Here is a 19082-nt window from a genome sequence, read left to right on the forward strand (position 1 = left end):
ACTTTTATACATTTGCAAAAAATAATAAAACTTAGAAATGAAAAAAATATGTAGTGCCTTAGTTCTGGTTTTGGTTTTAGCCTCTTGCCAAGAACAGCAAAAAATTGCTTTTATTGACAATACGAAAGTTGTTAGCGATTTTGATAAGAAAAAAGATTTTGAAAAAAAGTTTCAAGCAAAAATTGATGTGTTCAATAAAAAAGCAGATAGCTTACAACAAGCGATTCAAATTGAAGCCCAAGCATTCCAAATCAAAGCATCAAAAATGTCTCAAAAAGATGCAGACGCAGAATACCAGGCCTTGCTTCAGAAAAAACAACTTCAAGATTATCAGTTAAAAACGGAAGAACAAAGTTTGCAACTGGAAGGTCAAAAGCAAATAGATACACTTATTAAGCAAATGAGAGCTTTTGTAAAAGACTACGGAAAGAAAAATGGATATACCTATATTTTAGGAGCTAATGACGCTGGTAGTGTTTTATATGGGGATGATGCAAAAGATATCACCAAAGCAGTGATCGATGCACTAAACGAAGATTATAAAAAAGAATAATCAAAAAGATAATATCAATTATAAAAGCCAGTTAAGAAATTAGCTGGCTTTTTTATAATAAGGCTGTTAAATGAAAGTTATAGCATCAGTATAAAACGCATCACCAATCCATGAGGTTAAATCAGCTATTAGAACAACCGTTTTTATATTTCAATACCGCTAAACGTAAGTGGGTTTATATCATTAGCGCGACACTTTTTGTCCATGTGTTTTTAATTATATTTCAGCCTTATGGCATTTCAGAAGAAATGGAAAACCCTGTAAATGAGGCGTCTAGTAAATTTTTATTCTTTTTTTCAATAGGAATAAGTACTTTACTGGGTTTGACGCTATCTCAATTTGTTTTGAGACCATTATTAAAGTTTGAAAACGTATCAATAAAAAAATACTGCGCATGGGTGTTTGTTGAAACACTTATTCTTTCGCTTATAAATTTTGGATTCTCATTTGTAATTCCCGATCTAGGTAATGATTTTGAAAACGAACTCAACTTCGCTTTTCAACTAAAAAACTATTTTAGAGCCTTTGTCATTTTATTATTTCCTCTCTTCGGAACCATTATTTATGTCCTCATTCAAGAGTTAACATTTGAAGTTAACGAACTTGGAGAACAGATAAAAAAATACCATAAAGCATTTGATACCTCAAGAACTAATACAGAGTTAAAGCTTAAAGATGAAAATAATAATTTAGACCTATCTATTGCATTAAAAGATTTTCTTTATGCCGAATCAAGTAATCAATATATTGTTGTTCATTATATAAAATCGGGAACTCTAAAAAAACATATTTTAAGAAACCGCTTAAAGAATTTTCTAAACCAAAATAAATATATGTCTATAAAACAAAGCCATAGGTCTTTTGCTGTAAATTTGTTAAACGTGAAACATTTGTCGCGAATTAATGGTAAAGAGTTCCTGATAATTGCTACCAATCCTGCTATTAATATACCTGTTTCTAAATCGTATATAAAAGAGATTAAGAACGAAATAACTCAGCACTACAAACTTTAAGATGCTATTCACTCGAAAAAGCAAACAATTCACTCCAAAAACCATACAATTCACTCCAAAACCCGCTATTTCATTGTTCTTTATTAAATATTTAAAATTAATTTGCGTTGACATTTTTGTAACGAATATAAATCGAATTCGTCATCATTTAATAATCAATCATAAAAGCGAACAATCAAAATGAAACACCTTTTTGTAGGCTTTTGCCTATTATTCAGCGCTGTTGTACTAGCCCAAGAAAAGTACAGTATTAGAGGAACTATAAAAGATATTACAAACGGAGAAACCTTACTGGGTGCCAGTGTTTTTTTAAAAGGAACCAGTAATGGAGCCATCACAAACGAATATGGTTTTTTCTCCTTAACGGCTCCAAAAGGAACATACACCTTAATCATTTCCTATATGGGTTATGAAACATTAACCAAAGACATTAATCTCGACGCCGATCAAACCCTCAATTTTGAACTTAAAGAATTTGCAACAAGCCTAAACGAAGTCATCATCGTAGCAGAGGAGTCTGAGCAGGTTAATCTTAAAAAGCCCCAAATGAGTGTCTCAAAACTCAACGCCAGTACCATCAAACAAATGCCTGCGGTGTTAGGTGAAATCGATGTGGTTAAATCAATACAAATGTTGCCTGGCGTTACTAATAACGGAGAAGGCTCTGCGGGATTTAATGTTAGAGGAGGTGCTGTTGATCAAAACCTGGTGCTTCTCGATGAAGCTATTATTTATAATACGTCTCACTTTTTTGGTTTCTTTTCTGTGTTTAATGCAGATGCAATAAAAGACATCAAACTTTATAAAGGCGATATTCCTGCAAAATTCGGAGGTCGTGTGTCTTCTGTTTTGGATGTCAGACAAAAAGATGGTAATAGTAAAAACTTCAATCTAACAGGAGGCATTGGTTTAATCTCAAGCCGATTAGCTGCCGAAGGCCCTTTATTTAAAGAGAAAGGCTCTTTTTTAATCGCAGGAAGAACCTCCTACGCGCATCTATTTATGAAGGGCATTGAAGACTTAAAAGACGATAAAATTTCGTTTTACGACTTAAACCTAAAAACCAATTACGATATCAATAAAAATAATCGGGTTTATTTGTCTGGTTACTTCGGAAGAGATGTTTTTAACCTTTCTAAAATCATTGAAAACACCTACGGAAATGCAACAGCAAACCTTAGATGGAATCATATTTTTAACGATAAATTATTTTCAAACTTGTCATTGATTTACAGTAAGTATGACTATCAGATTGTTCTCGATTTTATCGAACTCGATTGGATTGCTGATATCAAAAACTATAACTTAAAGTACGACTTGAAATACTATCTTAGTGATAAAGTAAAACTTGAATTTGGAGCCAGTGGGATTTCTTATAAACTCAATCCAGGAGAGGTGAGGCCAACATCTGAAACGTCTCCGGTTAACTATCTAAAACTAGATCAAAAACGTGCTTTTGAAGGCGGATTATATGTAAGTGCCGAACATCAAATTACCGATAAACTTACGGCTCAATACGGACTAAGATACAGTGCGTTTTCTAGACTAGGTGGTCAAAGCATGACAAACTATATAAATAATCAACCTGTAGTTTATAACGATCAGCTAGGCATTTATGAGCGTGGTGAAGTCGCTTCAGAAACCTATTTTGGTAAAAGTGAACGCATTAAAAATTATGATAATTTCGAACCGCGTTTAGGCTTGTCTTACCAATTAAATGATGTGTCTTCAATAAAAGCCAGTTACACAAAGTCTTCCCAATACATACATTTATTATCCAATACATCGTCGGTTACACCTTTAGACGTTTGGACGCCCAGCGGGCAATATATCAAGCCGCAACGCTCGACTCAATATGCCTTTGGGTATTATAAAAACTTTAATGACAATGCTTATAGTCTGGAAGTCGAAACCTATTATAAAACGGTAGATAACAGAATTGATTATATAGATGGTTCTGATTTAATTGGAAACAATACCATTGAAACCGAAATTTTAAACGGTGAAGCCAGAGCCTATGGTTTAGAAGTTTTACTTCGGAAGAATAAAGGCGATTTTACAGGATGGCTGGCATATACCTTATCAAAATCAGAGCAACGTACCTATGGTGGTCAAGCGGGAGGTCCCGGAATTAATGGAGGTCATTGGTACAATACGCCCTACGATAGAACGCATGATATTTCACTTACCGGAATTTATAAACTTAACGATAAATGGAGCTTTAGTTCAAATTTTGTCTTTCAAACCGGTCGACCTGTAACCTATCCAAATGGACAGTATAATTATGAAGGACTTTCGGTAGCGACTTTTTCCAACAGAAATGAAGATCGTTTACCAGCCTATCATCGCATAGATATTTCGGCAACATACACACCAAACAGAAAGCCAGACAACCGCTGGAAAGGCGAATGGGTTTTTGGTATTTACAATCTGTACAATAGAAAAAATGCAGCCTCTATAACTTTTAATCAAAATAATCAAACGGGTTTAAATGAAGCCTCTAGGATTTCAATTTTTGGTTTGATTCCTTCTGTAACCTATAATTTTAAATTTTAATACCATGAAAACATATATAAAATATATCCTATCAATGCTTGCAGTAGTCTTTATGTCTTGTGAAGATGTGATTGATGTCGACGTTCCAACAGGGCAAACCCGACTTGTCATTGAAGCGTCTTTAGATTGGGAAAAAGGAACTTCAGGAAGTAATCAACAGGTTAAATTAAGCACCTCAACACCTTATTTTGAAACCGAAGCGATTCCAGTTGTTGTAGGCGCATCAGTTAAAGTTGTAAATACAAATACAAATGAAGAATTTGTATTTGTTGATCAAAATGATGGAACTTACCTAACCACTACATTTGTTCCAGTTATTGGTAATACCTACCAATTGGAAGTTATTTATAACGACGAAACTTATACGGCAACACAAACCATGACCTCTGTTTCAGATATCAATAACATCACACAATCTATTGAAGGTGGTTTTGATGATGAACTTTTAGAACTAAATATTTATTTTGACGATCCTGAAGACGAAGCAAATTATTACTTGGTTCGGTATTATGAAGATGGGGATTTGTTTCCGTATTTTGAAGATATTTCTGATGAGTTTTTAAATGGTAATGAGATTCATGATTTCTTTGAAAAAGACGATGATGAAGACAGTGGCCAAGCACCATTTCAACCAGGAGATACGGTTGAAATTAATTTATACGGAATTTCTGAAAGCTACTATAATTACATAAGACTACTCATCGAGCAGTACTATAGTGGTGGCGATCCGTTTTCGTCTACTTCCGCAGAAATTAGAGGAAATTGTATCAACGAGACCAATGACGATAATTATGCTTATGGTTATTTTAGAGCCACCGAAGTGGTTAAAACCTCATATACATTTCAATAAAAAAAAGATACATCAAGAATTAAGGCCAGTTATTTTAGCTGGCTTTTTTATGTAATAAACGCGTGAGTTTAATCGATAAATCGGTCAGGATAATTTTAGAATTTCCATTGCGCTCAATATGGTAAATCGCATCTTGAAGCTCGTTTGAAATGTCCATAATATTATTACCATGAACAAAAGGGGCAAATTTTTCGAGCTTAAATCCCGTTTTAGGCGCTATAAAAACCAAATCTTCAGCGTTATAGTTTAACAATAAGGCTTGCCTAAAAAAATCAAGACAAAAATTTAAAAATTGTTTCTGTGTTTCACGACCAGTTTTGGCAATGGTTTCGCTCCAGGATATTAAATCATGAATCGCACTTTTGTTCCCTTTAGCCTTAAAAGCAGACCGAATCCAAAACACAAACCACTCTTCAAACTGCGTATCTTCACTATCGCTATAGACCAAATCACAAGCTTTGTTATAATTGCCATTGGCTTGATGGGCAATTTTAGTAGCGTCAGTATCTGGAATTTGATAATTTTTAATGAGTGCGTTTTTAATAACCTCTTCGGCTAAAGGAGGAAAATGTAACACCTGACAACGCGATCTAATAGTACCAATAATTTGTTCTTCATCTTCAGCAATAAGAATGAAAATCGTTTTATTGGGTGGTTCTTCAATGAGCTTTAATAATTTGTTAGATGCTGTTGTATTCATCTTTTCGGCCATCCAGATGATTAAAACTTTATAGCCGCCTTCATACGATTTTAATGATAATGCTTTAACAATATCTTGTGCTTCATCAACACCAATTTGGCCTTGCTTATTATCAATTCCTAATATACGATACCAATCAAATAAATTCCCGTAAGGCTGACGCTCATTGAGCTGTCGCCATTCTTCCATAAAATGAGCAGACACAGGATGCTTTTTAATTTTATCGTTTGTCGCCACCGGAAACGCAAAATGTAAATCGGGATGCGACAGGTTTTTGAATTTTAAATTACAAGCGTCATTGGCACCTGTGTTTTCACCATCCGTATTTTTACACAATAAATATTGAGCATAAGCAATAGCCATAGGTAAGGTTCCAGAACCTTCTGGTCCAACAAATAGTTGCGCATGTGGCACACGTCCAAAATCGGCACTTTTTGTCAGGTGATTTTTAATGTGTTCTTGTCCTAAAATTTCAGAAAATAGCATGTAGCAAATATACTTTTTTTATAATTCTAATTCATGCAATCGTTTTCGTAAAAAAACAGCTTTTATGGGTTGCTTTTATTGGTTACATTTGTGATTCAATTTTTTAAACCCACCGAAATGAAAACCTTAAATGACTTCAACTTTGAAAATAAAAAAGCATTAATTCGCGTCGACTTTAATGTGCCTTTAAATGATGCTTTCGAAGTAACAGATGCCACACGAATCATTTCTGCAAAACCAACAATCATAAAGATTTTAGAAGAAGGTGGAAGCTGTATATTGATGTCACATTTAGGGCGTCCCAAAGGCGTTCAAGCCGAATTTTCATTACAGCATATTGTGTCAAAAGTTGAAGACATTCTAGGCGTTACAGTAAAGTTTGTAGATAACTGTATTGGACCTGTTGCTGAAGAGGCTGCTCAAAATTTGAATCCGGGAGAAATCCTGCTTTTAGAGAATTTACGTTTCCATGAGGAAGAAAAACAAGGAGATAAAGATTTTGCGGAAGCCTTATCACAACTAGGCGATATTTACGTGAATGATGCCTTTGGAACCGCACATAGAGCACATGCTTCGACGACAATTATTGCTCAGTTTTTTCCTGAAAACAAATGCTTCGGACATTTACTAGCTCAAGAAATTGAAAGTATCAATAAGGTTATGGAAACAGGAGAAAAGCCTGTTTTGGCTGTTTTAGGAGGCGCCAAAGTATCTTCAAAAATTACCATTATTGAAAATATTTTAGATAAAGTTGATCATCTTATTATTGGTGGCGGAATGACTTTTACATTTATTAAAGCACAAGGCGGAAGTGTTGGAGATTCGATTTGCGAAGATGATAAAATGGAATTAGCCTTAGATATTTTAAAGCAAGCGAAAGCGAAAAACGTTCAAATTCATTTACCTGTTGATGTGTTAGCAGCCAATGCCTTTAGTAATGATGCCGATACTCAAATTATTGATGTAACACAAATCCCTGAAGGTTGGCAAGGTCTGGACGCTGGACCAAAATCTATAGAGAGTTTTCACGAAGTGGTAATGCAATCAAAAACCATTTTATGGAATGGACCTTTAGGTGTTTTTGAAATGGAAAACTTTGCAAAAGGGACCATTGCTCTTGGCGATTCTATTGCTGAAGCTACTAAAAACGGCGCTTTTTCACTTGTTGGTGGTGGTGATTCTGTTGCCGCTGTAAAACAGTTTGGCTTCGAAAACAAAGTGAGTTATGTTAGTACAGGTGGTGGTGCAATGCTTGAAAGTCTTGAAGGAAAAACATTGCCAGGAATTGCTGCTATTTTAGAGTAAACAAAGTACATTTTTAGACAATCTAAATTCAGAAATGCCTTACAAACCCTGTTAAATTGTCTAATTAAACTTTCTTTTTAACTAAAAAAATACGATTTTAGCTGACCTATCGTTTTGATAGTTAAACATTTTAACCAATGAACCCTAAGCTATTACCCCTAACGTTTGGCTTTTTGTTATGTGCTTTATTTAGCTTTGGTCAGGATTCAATCCCTAAACCAGCTGAAACCAAAAGACTTACAGAAACCGATTTTGTTAAAGGCGAATCCTACGTCGTTGACACCATCATTGATGGCAAAACCTACTTTAAAAAAGATTTAAACTTAAAGCCTGTTATTGATTCTTCTCAAGTTAGAAAACTAGAAGATCACAAACTTGCTTCAGAGTTGGATGCAAAGTGGTTAGAAGAATTATACAGCAATAATTTGTTTGATACGATTTATCAATCGGTTGCCGAATTGAAGTACGACCCCATTGATTATCCCGAATTATCTACAGATACTTTAAAAGCGAGACTCGAACGACTTAATGCGAGAACACCTTTCAATATTGAATACAACTCATCTTTAGAAAGTGTGATAAAAGGTTATTTAAAACACCGTCGCAACTCTATGTCGCGGCTAATGTCATTAAGTCATTATTACTTTCCGCTATTTGAAGAATCCTTAGACAACTACGATATTCCTTTAGAAGTCAAATACCTCGCCATTGTTGAGTCGGCATTAAAACCAAGAGCACGTTCACGCGTTGGAGCGACAGGTTTATGGCAGTTCATGTTTGGAACAGGCAAAGAATACGGGCTCAATGTTAGCAGTTATGTAGATGAACGGAGTGATCCTATAAAATCAACCGAAGCGGCTAGTAAATATTTAGCGCGGTTGTATAAGATTTTTGGAGACTGGGATTTAGCATTAGCCGCCTATAATTCGGGACCAGGAAACGTTACAAAAGCCATTAGAAGATCTGGTGGTTATGAAAATTATTGGAATATTAGACCACATCTTCCACGTGAAACGGCAGGATATCTTCCAGCATTTTTAGCTACTATGTATATTTTTGAATATGCCGAAGAGCATGGATTTAAAGTAGAAAGACCTAACTATCATTATGTAGAAACGGATACTATTCATGTAAAACGAATGATAAGTTTAGATCAGGTTTCAGAACTAGTTGACGTTCCAATCGAACAACTTCAGTTTTTGAATCCGTCTTACAAACTCGATATTATTCCGTTTATTAAAGGTGAAAATTACACATTGCGATTACCACGAGAAGCTATTGGTAAATTTGTAAGCAATGAAGCACAAATTTATGCTCATATTGAAGCAGAATTAAACAAGCGTGAGAAGCCGCTTCCGCAGTTTTTTGATTCAGACAGTAAAGTACGATATCGCGTTAGGTCTGGGGATTACTTAGGAAAAATTGCCAGAAAATATGGAGTTAGGGTAAGCCAAATAAAACAATGGAATGGCTTGCGAAGTAATAATCTTAAAATTGGTCAGCGACTCACCATATACCCAAGAACACCTTCAACTTCGAGTAAAACAGTAAGCTCAAATACGCCTAAAAAAGTTATCAATACTGAAGGAAAATCAACGTATAGAGTTCAAAAAGGAGATTCTCTTTGGAGCATTTCACAAAAATTTCCTGGAGTTTCTGTTCAAAATATTAAAGAATGGAACGATATTAGCAGTAACAAACTAAAAATAGGAATGACGCTTGTTGTATCTAAATAAGTGTGCTAAAAATTCAGAAAAAAATGAAGAACATATTAAGTGTTTTAGTTGCCGTATTACTCATTAGTTCTTGTGATGATAAAGAACAGAAACGCTATGTACCTGAATCGTCAGGTCAAATTAATAACCTTGTTGTTGTTGCCGAGAATCAGTTGTGGGAAAATAATGTTGGAGAAGCGATTAGAGATATTCTCGCTGCACCTGTTGAAGGATTGTCAAAAGAAGAACCTCAGTTTACAATGAGTCAAATGCCAACACAGGTTTTTTCTGGTTTTGCAAGATACAACAGAACAGTATTGAAAATTGAAAAAGGGAAAGAAGCGGGTACTAAAATTGCTACAGATGCCTATGCAAGACCTCAAACCATGGTTGTGATTACTGGACAAACTAATGACGAAATTATTGAGGAAATAAAAGCGAATGCACCAAAAATTATCAATGCATTCAAAAAAACAGAGCTTACAGAGCGTCAAAGACGTACCAGCAAATCCTTGTTTAATGATAGTCCGCTAAAAGATAAATTAGGTGTTTCACTTAAGTTTCCAACCGCTTATAGAATTGCAAAAAATGAAGATGATTTTTTCTGGATTCGAAGAGATATCGATAGAGGTAATGTAGATATGTTGCTTTATGAGGTACCAATATCTTCTATTAGAAAAGGCGATAGTGCCGTTGTAGATGTTATTAGAGTAAGAGATTCGGTTGGTAAAATTCACATCGAAGGTGCTGTAGAAAATACGTTTATGGCTACCGAAGATAAGTTTACACCATTTATTAGTCAAGTCATCGTTGATAATAAACCAACCTATGAAACCAGAGGAATTTGGGATCTAAAAAATGCCTTTATGTCTGGTCCATTTATTAATTATGCTATCGAAGACAAAGTAAATAACCGTTATGTCATTATTGAAGGTTATGTTTTTGCGCCTTCTATCGCTAAACGAGATTATATGTTTGAGTTAGAATCGATAATAAAATCGATTGCTATTCAATAATAAATACCAAAAAAAGAGACACTTTAAAGTGTCTCTTTTTTTTATGCAATAAGAATTTAAAATTATTCTTTTTTATCTTTAACTACTGAACCGTCTTCTTCTTTACTAGCATCTTTAAATTCTTTGATGCCGCTTCCAAGACCTCGCATAAGTTCAGGGATTTTCTTACCTCCAAATAAAAGCAATACAACCACAACGATTAATATTATAGAACCGTATCCTGGCATTCCTAAAAAAATTGAACTTGATATCATAATATTTAATTTTGAACTGCAAATTTAAGAATTAAACTTCAAATTAAACGTTTATTATGAAACTTTAAGATTTGCAATTTAAACTTGGACTTATTTTATTTAATTTTGTACGATAATGGCAAAACAAGAAAAAGAGAAAAAATTCAGAAAGAAACTGCTTCATAAGTATCGTTTGGTGGTTTTAAACGAGGATACTTTTGAAGAACGATTTGCTATTAAATTAACGCGACTTAATGTTTTTGTCATTGCGTCATTAGGAACAATACTACTAGTCGCAGGCACTATTTTTTTAATCGCTTTTACATCTTTAAAAGAATATATACCTGGCTATTCATCGACGGCTTTAAAAAAGCAAGCCACGGTTTTGAATTATAAAACAGATTCCCTTCAACAGGTTATAAATCTTAATGAACAATATTACGCTTCGATAAAAAAAGTACTAACGGGCGATGTTAGCTCGGTAGATTTTAACAGAGACTCCATTATTGATGCGGCGAGTATCGATCCCAATGATTTAGATTTAGTGCCAACGAAAGAAGATTCTCTATTGCGGGAACTAGTTGATAAAGAAGATAAATACAATGTGTTTGAATCGGCAATTTCGTCCACAAATTTTGTCCTGTTTCCACCTGTTAATGGAAAAATTTCTGAAGGCTATAATCTTAAAGAGAAACATTATGCTGTTGATATTGTAGTTGCCAAAGACACTCCCGTAAAAGCCACAGCAGATGGCACTGTGATTTTTGCCGAATGGACAGTAGAAACGGGTTATGTTGTAATTATTGAACACAGTTACGAACTGATCTCTGTTTATAAGCACAATGCCTCCATTACCAAGCAGCAAGGCGATTTAGTGAAGTCTGGAGAAGTCATTGCCATGGCTGGAAATACAGGCGAATTGACCACTGGACCACATCTGCATTTTGAACTTTGGAATAGAGGCTATCCCGTAAATCCTACTAACTACATAGACTTTAATTGATGCTATCTATAAAATCTTCACTCGCCAAACTATTTGCTAAAAACATTAGAAAATCTATTTTAAAATGGTCAAAAGCTCCTGTAAAAACACAGGATAAAGTCTTTCAGAAACTCATAAAAGATGCTGCTCACACCCAATTTGGAATAGACCATGATTTTAAGTCTATTAAAACATATCAAGATTTTATCGAACGTGTACCTATCAGAGATTATGAAGATTTAAAGCCTTATGTAGATAGGGTTGTTGCTGGAGAAGAAGATATTCTTTGGAAAGGTAAACCGTTATATTTTGCCAAAACTTCGGGAACAACATCTGGGGCAAAATACATCCCATTAACCAAGGAAAGTATGCCAACTCATGTCGAAGCAGCACGTAATGCTATTTTGATGTATATCGCCGAAACAGGGAATAGTAAGTTTGTTGATGGTAAAATGATTTTTTTACAAGGCAGTCCAATACTCAAAGAACAAAATGGGATACAATTAGGCCGACTTTCTGGGATTGTAGCACATTATGTCCCTAAATACCTCCAAAAAAACCGTATGCCGTCATGGGAAACCAACTGTATAGAAGACTGGGAAACTAAAGTAGAAGCTATTGTTGAAGAAACATTATCTGAAGATATGACGGTGATTTCTGGAATTCCATCATGGGTACAAATGTATTTTGAAAAACTACAGCAACGTACAGGAAAAAAGGTTGGTGACATATTTAAAAACTTTAACCTTTTTATTTTTGGAGGCGTTAATTACGAACCTTATCGCGCGAAGTTTGAAAACCTTATCGGAAGAAAAGTTGATAGTATAGAACTCTATCCTGCCAGTGAAGGGTTTTTTGCATTTCAAGATTCGCAACAGGAAAAAGGAATGTTGTTACAATTAAATTCCGGAATGTTCTATGAGTTTATCGAAGCTAACACATTTTTTGACGCCGCACCTAAGCGACTCTCCATTGCAGATGTTGAGATTGGTGTTAACTATGTGATAATCATTTCGACCAACGCAGGATTATGGGCATATAATATTGGTGATACCATTCAATTTACGTCTACAAAACCTTATCGCGTTATTGTATCGGGCCGCATAAAGCATTTTATTTCGGCGTTTGGTGAGCATGTCATTGGGAAAGAAGTTGAACAAGCACTTCAGGAAGCCACATTAGAGGCTTCAACCCGTATTTCAGAGTTTACTGTAGCTCCACAAATTAACCCGAAGTCTGGGCTACCTTATCACGAATGGTTTATCGAATTTGAAAATGAACCTGAAGATATTTCCGACTTAGCCAAACGTATAGACACCGCTTTACAACAACAAAATAGCTATTATTATGATCTTATAGTTGGAAAGGTGCTTCAGCCTTTAAAAATCACGACTATTCAAAAGAATGGCTTTCAGAATTATATGAAATCCATCGGAAAATTAGGGGGACAAAATAAGATTCCGAGGCTCTCAAACGACCGAAAAATAGCTGATGCTTTATACACTCAAAAATTAACTAAATAGTACTATATTTGTTCGCAAACTAATTGCGAATGAACAAAAAGAAAATTCACGAAAGAACGAGAGCGCAAGAAAGCTCAAATGCCATTGAGAGAATGTATGTCACGATGCGACATCTGTTTAATCGTGGGTTCTATAAACCTATGGGTGTTTCGGGAGAGACACTTAGAGAATCCCTACTATTATTACGTCCAGAAATCTACGGCTCGATTGCTGAAGAAAAAGCAGAACTTGAAGGTTTGTTATATGTAATTGACCGTCTTCCTGAAGGTATAGAAGAATGTACATTTATCAACTTAACCAGCGATGAAGGTTATGGAAATTCTCATTTTAAACCTATTATTCCTCCTAAAAGACGACGTAATTGTTACCGCATAGATGATGAGCAAATGAACATAGAAATAACGCGTGGTCGTTCAGAAATCTATGACATACTCACTCACCTTACTTTTTTATTTGTTGAATCTCATAAAATAAGTAAGCGTGTATTAATTGACGAACAAGGTACCACAACTAGAGATTGGGTTAAGTTGGAAAAAGCAGTGCTTTCTAAAAAGAAACTGACACAGCAAGAACGTGAAATAGCCATCACGCATACGGCTAACATCTTAGGAAGAACATTTGAAGAACTCACCAACGCACACGCCCAATTCACTACAAAATCGAAGCCCGAACGCTTACTTCATATTATTTATTGGCTAGGAAAACTGGCTATTGAAGAAGTGATTCACAATACGAAACGAACAGTTACGTTTAGCCCAGTGCTGAGAGAGCGCTTAGGACATCACATTCATGGTGAAATCTGGGCCAATAATATCAAGGGCGTTTTACATAAAAACAACTTGCTTAAGCGCCCAATACATGTGATTAGTGCTAATATGCACAGTGTAATGAACTCTATATTTGCTCCTAAAGCATTAAAAACATTAGTGTCTAAAAAGGATATTTTTGAAGTTTATGAATCTATAAGCCAAAAAGAAAATGAAGCACTACGCAATAAAATTACTAAAGAAGCGTTGCAAAGTGGAATGATCTATATTAAAGACACTTCGGGTACTAACATTGATGTTCAAATTTTTGATACTGAAAAAATAGATTTCTCCAAAACAGATATTGAAGTTGGAGCCACCTTTAATGATGTAGAAAAACCAGTCATTTTTGTCATGGATTACGCTTTTGGGGAACAGGCTTATGAAACGATAGATGAGTTGTTAAAACCTATAGTCGTAGATGGTGAAAAAGTGCATTTAGATGTGAAATCTGTATCGATAATGGGAAAAGCCGGAATTTTAGAAGGTGGTAAAGGTGATATTATGATTCCTTCTGCTCATATATTTGAAGGCACAGCAGATAATTATCCTTTTGAAAATGAACTTTGTAAAGAAGATTTAGAGGGACAAGGCGTAAATGTTTATGAAGGCGCTATGATTACAGTATTAGGAACATCGCTTCAGAACAAAGAAATTTTAAAGTTCTTTTTTAATTCAACATGGAATGTCATTGGATTAGAGATGGAAGGTGCTCATTATCAAAAAGCGATTCAAGCCGCATCTAAAGTACGAGGAAGCATTAATCCAGATGTAAAAGTAAGGTATGCTTATTACGCAAGTGATAATCCATTAGAAACAGGAAGTACATTAGCTTCTGGTGGTTTAGGAACTTCGGGAGTAAAGCCAACATATTTGATAACACGAAAAATATTGCAGCAGATATTTAATTAAAATTAAAACATATTATGAGTGAAAAATTACCGGATAGCCAAAATTCTGAAGAAATCGATTTAGGGCAATTATTTAATGCAATCGGTAACCTATTTGAAAAGTTTTTCAGGTTTTTAAAGTCTGTTTTTAAAACGATGTTGTCTTTAATTGTTTTTCTTTTAAAAGCAGTTATTGATAATTTTAAACTAATTGCTGCTATTCTTTTAGTGTCTGCTGTTTTGGGGTATTCAGCTGAAAAATTTCTGCCTAAAACCTATGAATCTAGTATGTTGGTCAAACCTTATTTTGATTCTCAATATCAGCTTATAACAAACATAAACTACTATAATGCTTTAATAGATAATAAGGACTATAACACCTTGTCTAAGATTTTTGAAATTCATAAAGATACAGTACAGAAAATCAAATCATTAGAGATTAATTTAGCACCAGAAGCAGAAACCACGAAGCTTTTAAAGTATGAAAGGTTTATAAAATCTATAGATAGTACGCGAGCTCTTGATATATCATTTGATGATTTTATAGAAAATGAAGACATTTATACTGGTGATAAATATGAAATTGTTGTCGAGTCTTTTAAGAAGGATATTTTTCAGAATTTAGGAACTGGAATCGCTAAGTCATTTACGAACACCTATTCTTTGAATAAGAAAAAGAAAAAAGATTCCTTAAATTTTCTGCAAAAACAAAATTTACTGGAAGCTATTAATGAGGTAGACTCGCTTCAAAAAGTTTATATTGAAGTGCTTGAGGAAGAGTCAAAGGCCTCTAAGTCAACCTTAAAGTTTGGAGGAGACGAATTGTCTTTAGATAAGGAGAAATCGAATACTAAAGAATTTGAATTATTAAATAAAGAGATTCAGTTGAGAGATCAGCTAAGAAGATTAGAAGAGCAGAAAGTAGAGGAAGATGTGTTTTTTGATATCATCTCGGGCTTTCAGGAAGTTGGTGACCCTTCAAAAGAAATCACAGAACGCTATACATTTATTTTCCCAATTTTAGCATTTGTATTAATTTGTTTCTTATTTTTTATATCAAGAATAGTTAGGTTTGTAAAAAACTATGAAGCGTAAAAAATCGGTTTTAATTACTGGAGGCGCAGGTTTTATTGGTTCTAATTTTATTCCATATTTTTTAGACCTAAACCCAGAAACTAAAATTGTAAATTTAGATAAACTTACCTACGCAGGTGAATTAGAAAATTTAAATACAATCGCCTCAAACAGTAACTACACCTTTGTTAAAGGAGATATATGTGATCGGAACTTAATTGAAGTCCTTTTCGATGAGCATAAATTTGACGCTGTAATCAATTTTGCTGCAGAATCTCATGTAGATAATTCAATTGAGAAGCCTGATGAGTTTATTAAAACCAATATTGTAGGCACATTTAATCTTTTAGATGTTGCTAAAAATTATTGGATGGAAGGGCCAAATCAAATAAAAGAAGGCTGTGAATTTAATCGGTTTCATCACATTTCAACCGATGAGGTTTATGGAACTTTAGGTGAAACAGGATTGTTCACTGAGGATACACCTTACGCACCCAATAGCCCTTATAGTGCTTCGAAAGCCTCCTCAGATTTTATTGTTAGAAGTTATTTTCACACCTATGGAATGAACGTTGTAACGACCAATTGCTCTAACAATTATGGACCTAAGCAACACGACGAAAAACTGATTCCTACCATTATAAGAAAAGCTTTAGATGGAGAACAAATCCCAATTTATGGCGACGGAAAAAACATAAGAGATTGGCTCTATGTTTTAGACCATTGTAATGGAATCAATCTGGTTTTTAACAAAGGCGAAGCTGGAGAGACTTACAATATAGGCGGAAGAAATGAAAGGGATAATTTATATATTGCTCATAAAATTTGCGAACTATTAGACCATCTTTTACCAAAACAAAAGCCTTATAGCGAGCAAATCACCTTTGTTAAAGATAGACCAGGACATGATTTTAGATATGCAATCGATGCTTCTAAAATTGAAAATGAACTAGGATGGAAAGCCAACGAAAGTTTTGAAACTGGAATCGAGAAAACAATCAACTGGTATTTAGATAAATATAAGAATCAATGAAAGGAATAATATTAGCAGGCGGTTCTGGTACGAGGTTGCACCCTTTGACCAAAGTAGTTAGCAAGCAATTAATGCCTGTGTATGATAAACCCATGATTTATTATCCTTTAACCACATTGATGTCTGCCGGAATACGTGAAATTTTAATTATTTCCACCTCAAAAGACACGCCGAGATTTAAGGAGTTATTAGGTGATGGAAGCGATTTTGGATGTGATTTCCAGTATGAAGTTCAAGAACAACCCAATGGCTTAGCAGAAGCATTTATTATTGGCGAGAAATTTGTTGGCGATGATAAGGTCGCCTTAATTTTAGGAGATAATATTTTTTACGGTTCTGGATTAGACCAAACTCTTAGAAATAGCAATGATCCTGATGGCGGTGTTATTTTCGCCTATCACGTTCATGATCCGCAACGCTATGGTGTGGTCGAATTTGATGAACATAATAAAGCACTTTCAATTGAAGAAAAGCCTAAAAAGCCCAAGTCTAATTATGCGGTTCCAGGTATTTATTTTTATGATAATTCAGTCCTAGAAATAGCAAAAAATATTAGGCCTAGCTCTCGGGGCGAGTTAGAAATTACAGATATCAATAAAACCTACTTAGAACGCCAAAAATTAAATGTTCAGATTTTAGATAAAGGTACAGCCTGGCTAGATACAGGGACATTTAATTCATTAATGCAAGCGTCTCAGTTTGTTCAAGTTATTGAAGAACGTCAAGGATTAAAAATTGGTTGCATCGAAGAAATCGCTTATAAAATGGGTTTTATAGACAAAGCTCAACTAAAAAAACTAGCCGAACCCTTACTTAAAAGCGGGTATGGTGAATACCTTCAAAACCTTTAACTTATGGTGATTGAAGAAACAAACCTCAAAGATTGCTTTGTTATAATACCTCATGTTTTTGAAGACAATAGAGGGTATTTCTTTGAGAGTTTTAATAAAAATAAATTTAAAGACATTACAGGAAAGGCGGTTGATTTTGTTCAAGATAATGAATCAAAATCATCAAAAGGCGTATTACGAGGACTGCATTTTCAAATAGGAGCCTACGAGCAGTCAAAATTGATTAGAGTGGTTAAAGGACGAATTCTAGATGTTTGTGTTGATTTAAGAAAAAACGAACCTTCATTTGGACATTATTTTTCTGTAGAATTAAGCGATAAAAACAAAAAACAAGTCTTTATCCCTAAAGGATTTGCCCACGGATTTTTAGTTTTAGAAGACAATACGGTAATTAATTATAAATGCGATAATTTCTATAGTAAAAACCATGAAAGAGGTATTATCTTTAATGATACCGATTTAAACATTAACTGGAATGATTCTCCAAGTGATTTAGTTTTATCAGAAAAAGATAAATCACTACCAACACTTTCTGAATATCTAAATGAAAATAAGAGTTTTAGTAACAGGGGCTAATGGTCAATTAGGAAAAACAATTAGTGACCTCTCATCAAGCTACAGTGAGTCTTTAGAATTTATATGTCTGAATAAATCTCAATTAGATATTAGTGATAAAGATGGCGTTCATAAATTTTTTACCGAAAACAGTTTCGATTACTGTATCAATTGTGCAGCTTATACAAATGTTGATTTAGCCCAAAAAGAATATGAAACCGCAATAAATATCAATGCGATTGGGGCTAAGCATTTAGCCTTGAGTTGTAAAGAAAATCAGGTCGTCTTAATTCATATGTCTACAGATTATGTTTTTAATGGCAATCAAACACGTCCTTATACCGAATCAGACGAGACAAATCCTATAAATAGTTACGGAAAATCAAAGCTTTTAGGCGAAAACTATATCAAAGAGAGTACTTCAGATTATTTTATCATAAGAACTTCTTGGTTGTATTCTCAATTCAATAACAACTTCGTCAAAACCATATACAATAAGTTATCTAATGATGAGAAACTAAATATTGTGACATCTCAAAAAGGAACGCCTACATCGTGTATTGATCTTGCAAAATTCATTCTTTTTTTGGTAGAAAATCAAATCAAAAGCTTTGGCATCTATCATTTTTCTGCTTCAGGAAATACTACATGGTTCGGACTCGCAACTCATATCGCTGAATATGTAAATAAAGCGTCGAATGTTAAGCCAATAGCACATTATGATACATTAGCAGAGCGGCCTTTATACAGTGTTTTAGACAATCAAAAAGTCATACGACTAACAAAAACAGATCAACCCAACTGGAGAAAAAGCGTTAATATCGTATTAAATGCACTTTCAATATCTTCAGATTCTAAACATTAGAAAGCGCATTAAGTATAAAAAGTATGAACAAAAACCATACATTTGCTGATTATACTAGATTACTGAACTATACGCG

At 34.3% G+C, this 19082-nt stretch carries 17 protein-coding genes; 15 read left to right on the forward strand and 2 right to left on the reverse strand.

The window, feature by feature from the left end; genetic code table 11:
- Positions 1 to 37 precede the first annotated feature (37 nt).
- The 4 genes from N4270_RS05995 (at position 38) to N4270_RS06010 (ending at position 4972) form a co-directional block, all read left to right on the forward strand.
- Complete coding sequence (locus N4270_RS05995; protein WP_260096026.1) at positions 38 to 553, forward strand: OmpH family outer membrane protein; 516 nt, start codon at positions 38 to 40, stop codon at positions 551 to 553.
- A 110-nt stretch (positions 554 to 663) separates the two neighbouring features.
- Positions 664 to 1566, forward strand: coding sequence for a LytTR family DNA-binding domain-containing protein (locus tag N4270_RS06000; RefSeq protein ID WP_260096027.1), 903 nt, complete (start codon positions 664 to 666; stop codon positions 1564 to 1566).
- A 180-nt stretch (positions 1567 to 1746) separates the two neighbouring features.
- On the forward strand, positions 1747 to 4122 hold the full coding sequence (locus N4270_RS06005; protein WP_260096028.1) for a TonB-dependent receptor: 2376 nt from the start codon (positions 1747 to 1749) through the stop codon (positions 4120 to 4122).
- 4 nt (positions 4123 to 4126) lie between these two features.
- On the forward strand, positions 4127 to 4972 hold the full coding sequence (locus tag N4270_RS06010; RefSeq protein WP_260096029.1) for a DUF4249 domain-containing protein: 846 nt from the start codon (positions 4127 to 4129) through the stop codon (positions 4970 to 4972).
- A 34-nt stretch (positions 4973 to 5006) separates the two neighbouring features.
- Here N4270_RS06010 and N4270_RS06015 read toward each other — a convergent pair whose 3' ends face one another.
- A complete protein-coding gene (locus N4270_RS06015; protein WP_260096030.1) occupies positions 5007 to 6158 on the reverse strand; it encodes a DNA polymerase III subunit delta' in 1152 nt (383 codons plus the stop codon).
- A 117-nt stretch (positions 6159 to 6275) separates the two neighbouring features.
- Here N4270_RS06015 and pgk point away from each other — a divergent pair, with 117 nt between their 5' ends.
- From pgk to N4270_RS06030, 3 genes are all read left to right on the forward strand, one after another.
- The gene (gene pgk / locus N4270_RS06020; RefSeq protein ID WP_260096031.1) at positions 6276 to 7463 is read left to right on the forward strand and encodes a phosphoglycerate kinase; all 1188 of its coding nucleotides are present in this window, start codon (positions 6276 to 6278) and stop codon (positions 7461 to 7463) included.
- A gap of 137 nt (positions 7464 to 7600) precedes the next feature.
- Positions 7601 to 9199: a LysM peptidoglycan-binding domain-containing protein gene (locus tag N4270_RS06025; protein ID WP_260096032.1), complete on the forward strand. Its 1599-nt coding sequence runs from the start codon at positions 7601 to 7603 to the stop codon at positions 9197 to 9199.
- 23 nt (positions 9200 to 9222) lie between these two features.
- Positions 9223 to 10194, forward strand: a complete 972-nt coding sequence (locus N4270_RS06030; RefSeq protein WP_260096033.1) for a DUF4837 family protein — start codon at positions 9223 to 9225, stop codon at positions 10192 to 10194.
- Between the two features lie 62 nt (positions 10195 to 10256).
- On the opposite strand, the gene tatA is transcribed toward N4270_RS06030, so the two are convergent.
- On the reverse strand, positions 10257 to 10448 hold the full coding sequence (tatA, locus tag N4270_RS06035; RefSeq protein WP_279309196.1) for a twin-arginine translocase TatA/TatE family subunit: 192 nt from the start codon (positions 10446 to 10448) through the stop codon (positions 10257 to 10259).
- 115 nt (positions 10449 to 10563) lie between these two features.
- Here tatA and N4270_RS06040 point away from each other — a divergent pair, with 115 nt between their 5' ends.
- From N4270_RS06040 to rfbD, 8 genes are read left to right on the forward strand one after another with little or no spacing between them, the layout of a single operon-like run.
- Positions 10564 to 11430 carry a M23 family metallopeptidase gene (locus N4270_RS06040; protein WP_260096034.1) on the forward strand — a complete coding sequence of 289 codons (867 nt, stop codon included), beginning with the start codon at positions 10564 to 10566 and terminating at the stop codon, positions 11428 to 11430.
- A complete protein-coding gene (locus tag N4270_RS06045; protein ID WP_260096035.1) occupies positions 11430 to 12932 on the forward strand; it encodes a GH3 auxin-responsive promoter family protein in 1503 nt (500 codons plus the stop codon). Before N4270_RS06040 ends, N4270_RS06045 begins: the two co-directional genes overlap by 1 nt.
- A gap of 29 nt (positions 12933 to 12961) precedes the next feature.
- Positions 12962 to 14650: a hypothetical protein gene (locus N4270_RS06050; RefSeq protein ID WP_260096036.1), complete on the forward strand. Its 1689-nt coding sequence runs from the start codon at positions 12962 to 12964 to the stop codon at positions 14648 to 14650.
- A 14-nt stretch (positions 14651 to 14664) separates the two neighbouring features.
- Positions 14665 to 15723 carry a hypothetical protein gene (locus N4270_RS06055; RefSeq protein WP_260096037.1) on the forward strand — a complete coding sequence of 353 codons (1059 nt, stop codon included), beginning with the start codon at positions 14665 to 14667 and terminating at the stop codon, positions 15721 to 15723.
- On the forward strand, positions 15713 to 16735 hold the full coding sequence (gene rfbB, locus N4270_RS06060; RefSeq protein WP_260096038.1) for a dTDP-glucose 4,6-dehydratase: 1023 nt from the start codon (positions 15713 to 15715) through the stop codon (positions 16733 to 16735). Before N4270_RS06055 ends, rfbB begins: the two co-directional genes overlap by 11 nt.
- Positions 16732 to 17586: a glucose-1-phosphate thymidylyltransferase RfbA gene (rfbA, locus tag N4270_RS06065; protein WP_260096039.1), complete on the forward strand. Its 855-nt coding sequence runs from the start codon at positions 16732 to 16734 to the stop codon at positions 17584 to 17586. The genes rfbB and rfbA overlap by 4 nt, the downstream gene beginning before the upstream one ends.
- A 3-nt stretch (positions 17587 to 17589) precedes the next feature.
- Entirely contained in the window at positions 17590 to 18162 is a 573-nt protein-coding gene (gene rfbC, locus N4270_RS06070; protein WP_260096040.1) for a dTDP-4-dehydrorhamnose 3,5-epimerase, read from the forward strand.
- Positions 18131 to 19006: a dTDP-4-dehydrorhamnose reductase gene (rfbD, locus tag N4270_RS06075; protein ID WP_260096041.1), complete on the forward strand. Its 876-nt coding sequence runs from the start codon at positions 18131 to 18133 to the stop codon at positions 19004 to 19006. Before rfbC ends, rfbD begins: the two co-directional genes overlap by 32 nt.
- The last annotated feature ends 76 nt before the right edge of the window (positions 19007 to 19082 follow it).

The sequence above is a fragment of the Psychroserpens sp. SPM9 genome (assembly GCF_025153525.1).
Lineage (GTDB): Bacteria > Bacteroidota > Bacteroidia > Flavobacteriales > Flavobacteriaceae > Psychroserpens.

Excerpts from the sequence above, each read along its gene's own strand:
- N4270_RS06030 (WP_260096033.1), top strand. The coding sequence starts at position 9,223 with ATGAAGAACATATTAAGTGTTTTAGTTGCCGTATTACTCATTAGTTCT.
- N4270_RS06010 (WP_260096029.1), top strand. The coding sequence starts at position 4,127 with ATGAAAACATATATAAAATATATCCTATCAATGCTTGCAGTAGTCTTT.
- N4270_RS06000 (WP_260096027.1), top strand. The coding sequence starts at position 664 with ATGAGGTTAAATCAGCTATTAGAACAACCGTTTTTATATTTCAATACC.
- rfbA (WP_260096039.1), top strand. The coding sequence starts at position 16,732 with ATGAAAGGAATAATATTAGCAGGCGGTTCTGGTACGAGGTTGCACCCT.
- rfbB (WP_260096038.1), top strand. The coding sequence starts at position 15,713 with ATGAAGCGTAAAAAATCGGTTTTAATTACTGGAGGCGCAGGTTTTATT.
- N4270_RS05995 (WP_260096026.1), top strand. The coding sequence starts at position 38 with ATGAAAAAAATATGTAGTGCCTTAGTTCTGGTTTTGGTTTTAGCCTCT.
- N4270_RS06015 (WP_260096030.1), bottom strand. The coding sequence starts at position 6,158 with ATGCTATTTTCTGAAATTTTAGGACAAGAACACATTAAAAATCACCTG.
- pgk (WP_260096031.1), top strand. The coding sequence starts at position 6,276 with ATGAAAACCTTAAATGACTTCAACTTTGAAAATAAAAAAGCATTAATT.
- N4270_RS06055 (WP_260096037.1), top strand. The coding sequence starts at position 14,665 with ATGAGTGAAAAATTACCGGATAGCCAAAATTCTGAAGAAATCGATTTA.
- N4270_RS06005 (WP_260096028.1), top strand. The coding sequence starts at position 1,747 with ATGAAACACCTTTTTGTAGGCTTTTGCCTATTATTCAGCGCTGTTGTA.
- tatA (WP_279309196.1), bottom strand. The coding sequence starts at position 10,448 with ATGATATCAAGTTCAATTTTTTTAGGAATGCCAGGATACGGTTCTATA.
- N4270_RS06025 (WP_260096032.1), top strand. The coding sequence starts at position 7,601 with ATGAACCCTAAGCTATTACCCCTAACGTTTGGCTTTTTGTTATGTGCT.
- N4270_RS06040 (WP_260096034.1), top strand. The coding sequence starts at position 10,564 with ATGGCAAAACAAGAAAAAGAGAAAAAATTCAGAAAGAAACTGCTTCAT.
- N4270_RS06045 (WP_260096035.1), top strand. The coding sequence starts at position 11,430 with ATGCTATCTATAAAATCTTCACTCGCCAAACTATTTGCTAAAAACATT.
- N4270_RS06050 (WP_260096036.1), top strand. The coding sequence starts at position 12,962 with ATGAACAAAAAGAAAATTCACGAAAGAACGAGAGCGCAAGAAAGCTCA.
- rfbC (WP_260096040.1), top strand. The coding sequence starts at position 17,590 with ATGGTGATTGAAGAAACAAACCTCAAAGATTGCTTTGTTATAATACCT.
- rfbD (WP_260096041.1), top strand. The coding sequence starts at position 18,131 with ATGAAAATAAGAGTTTTAGTAACAGGGGCTAATGGTCAATTAGGAAAA.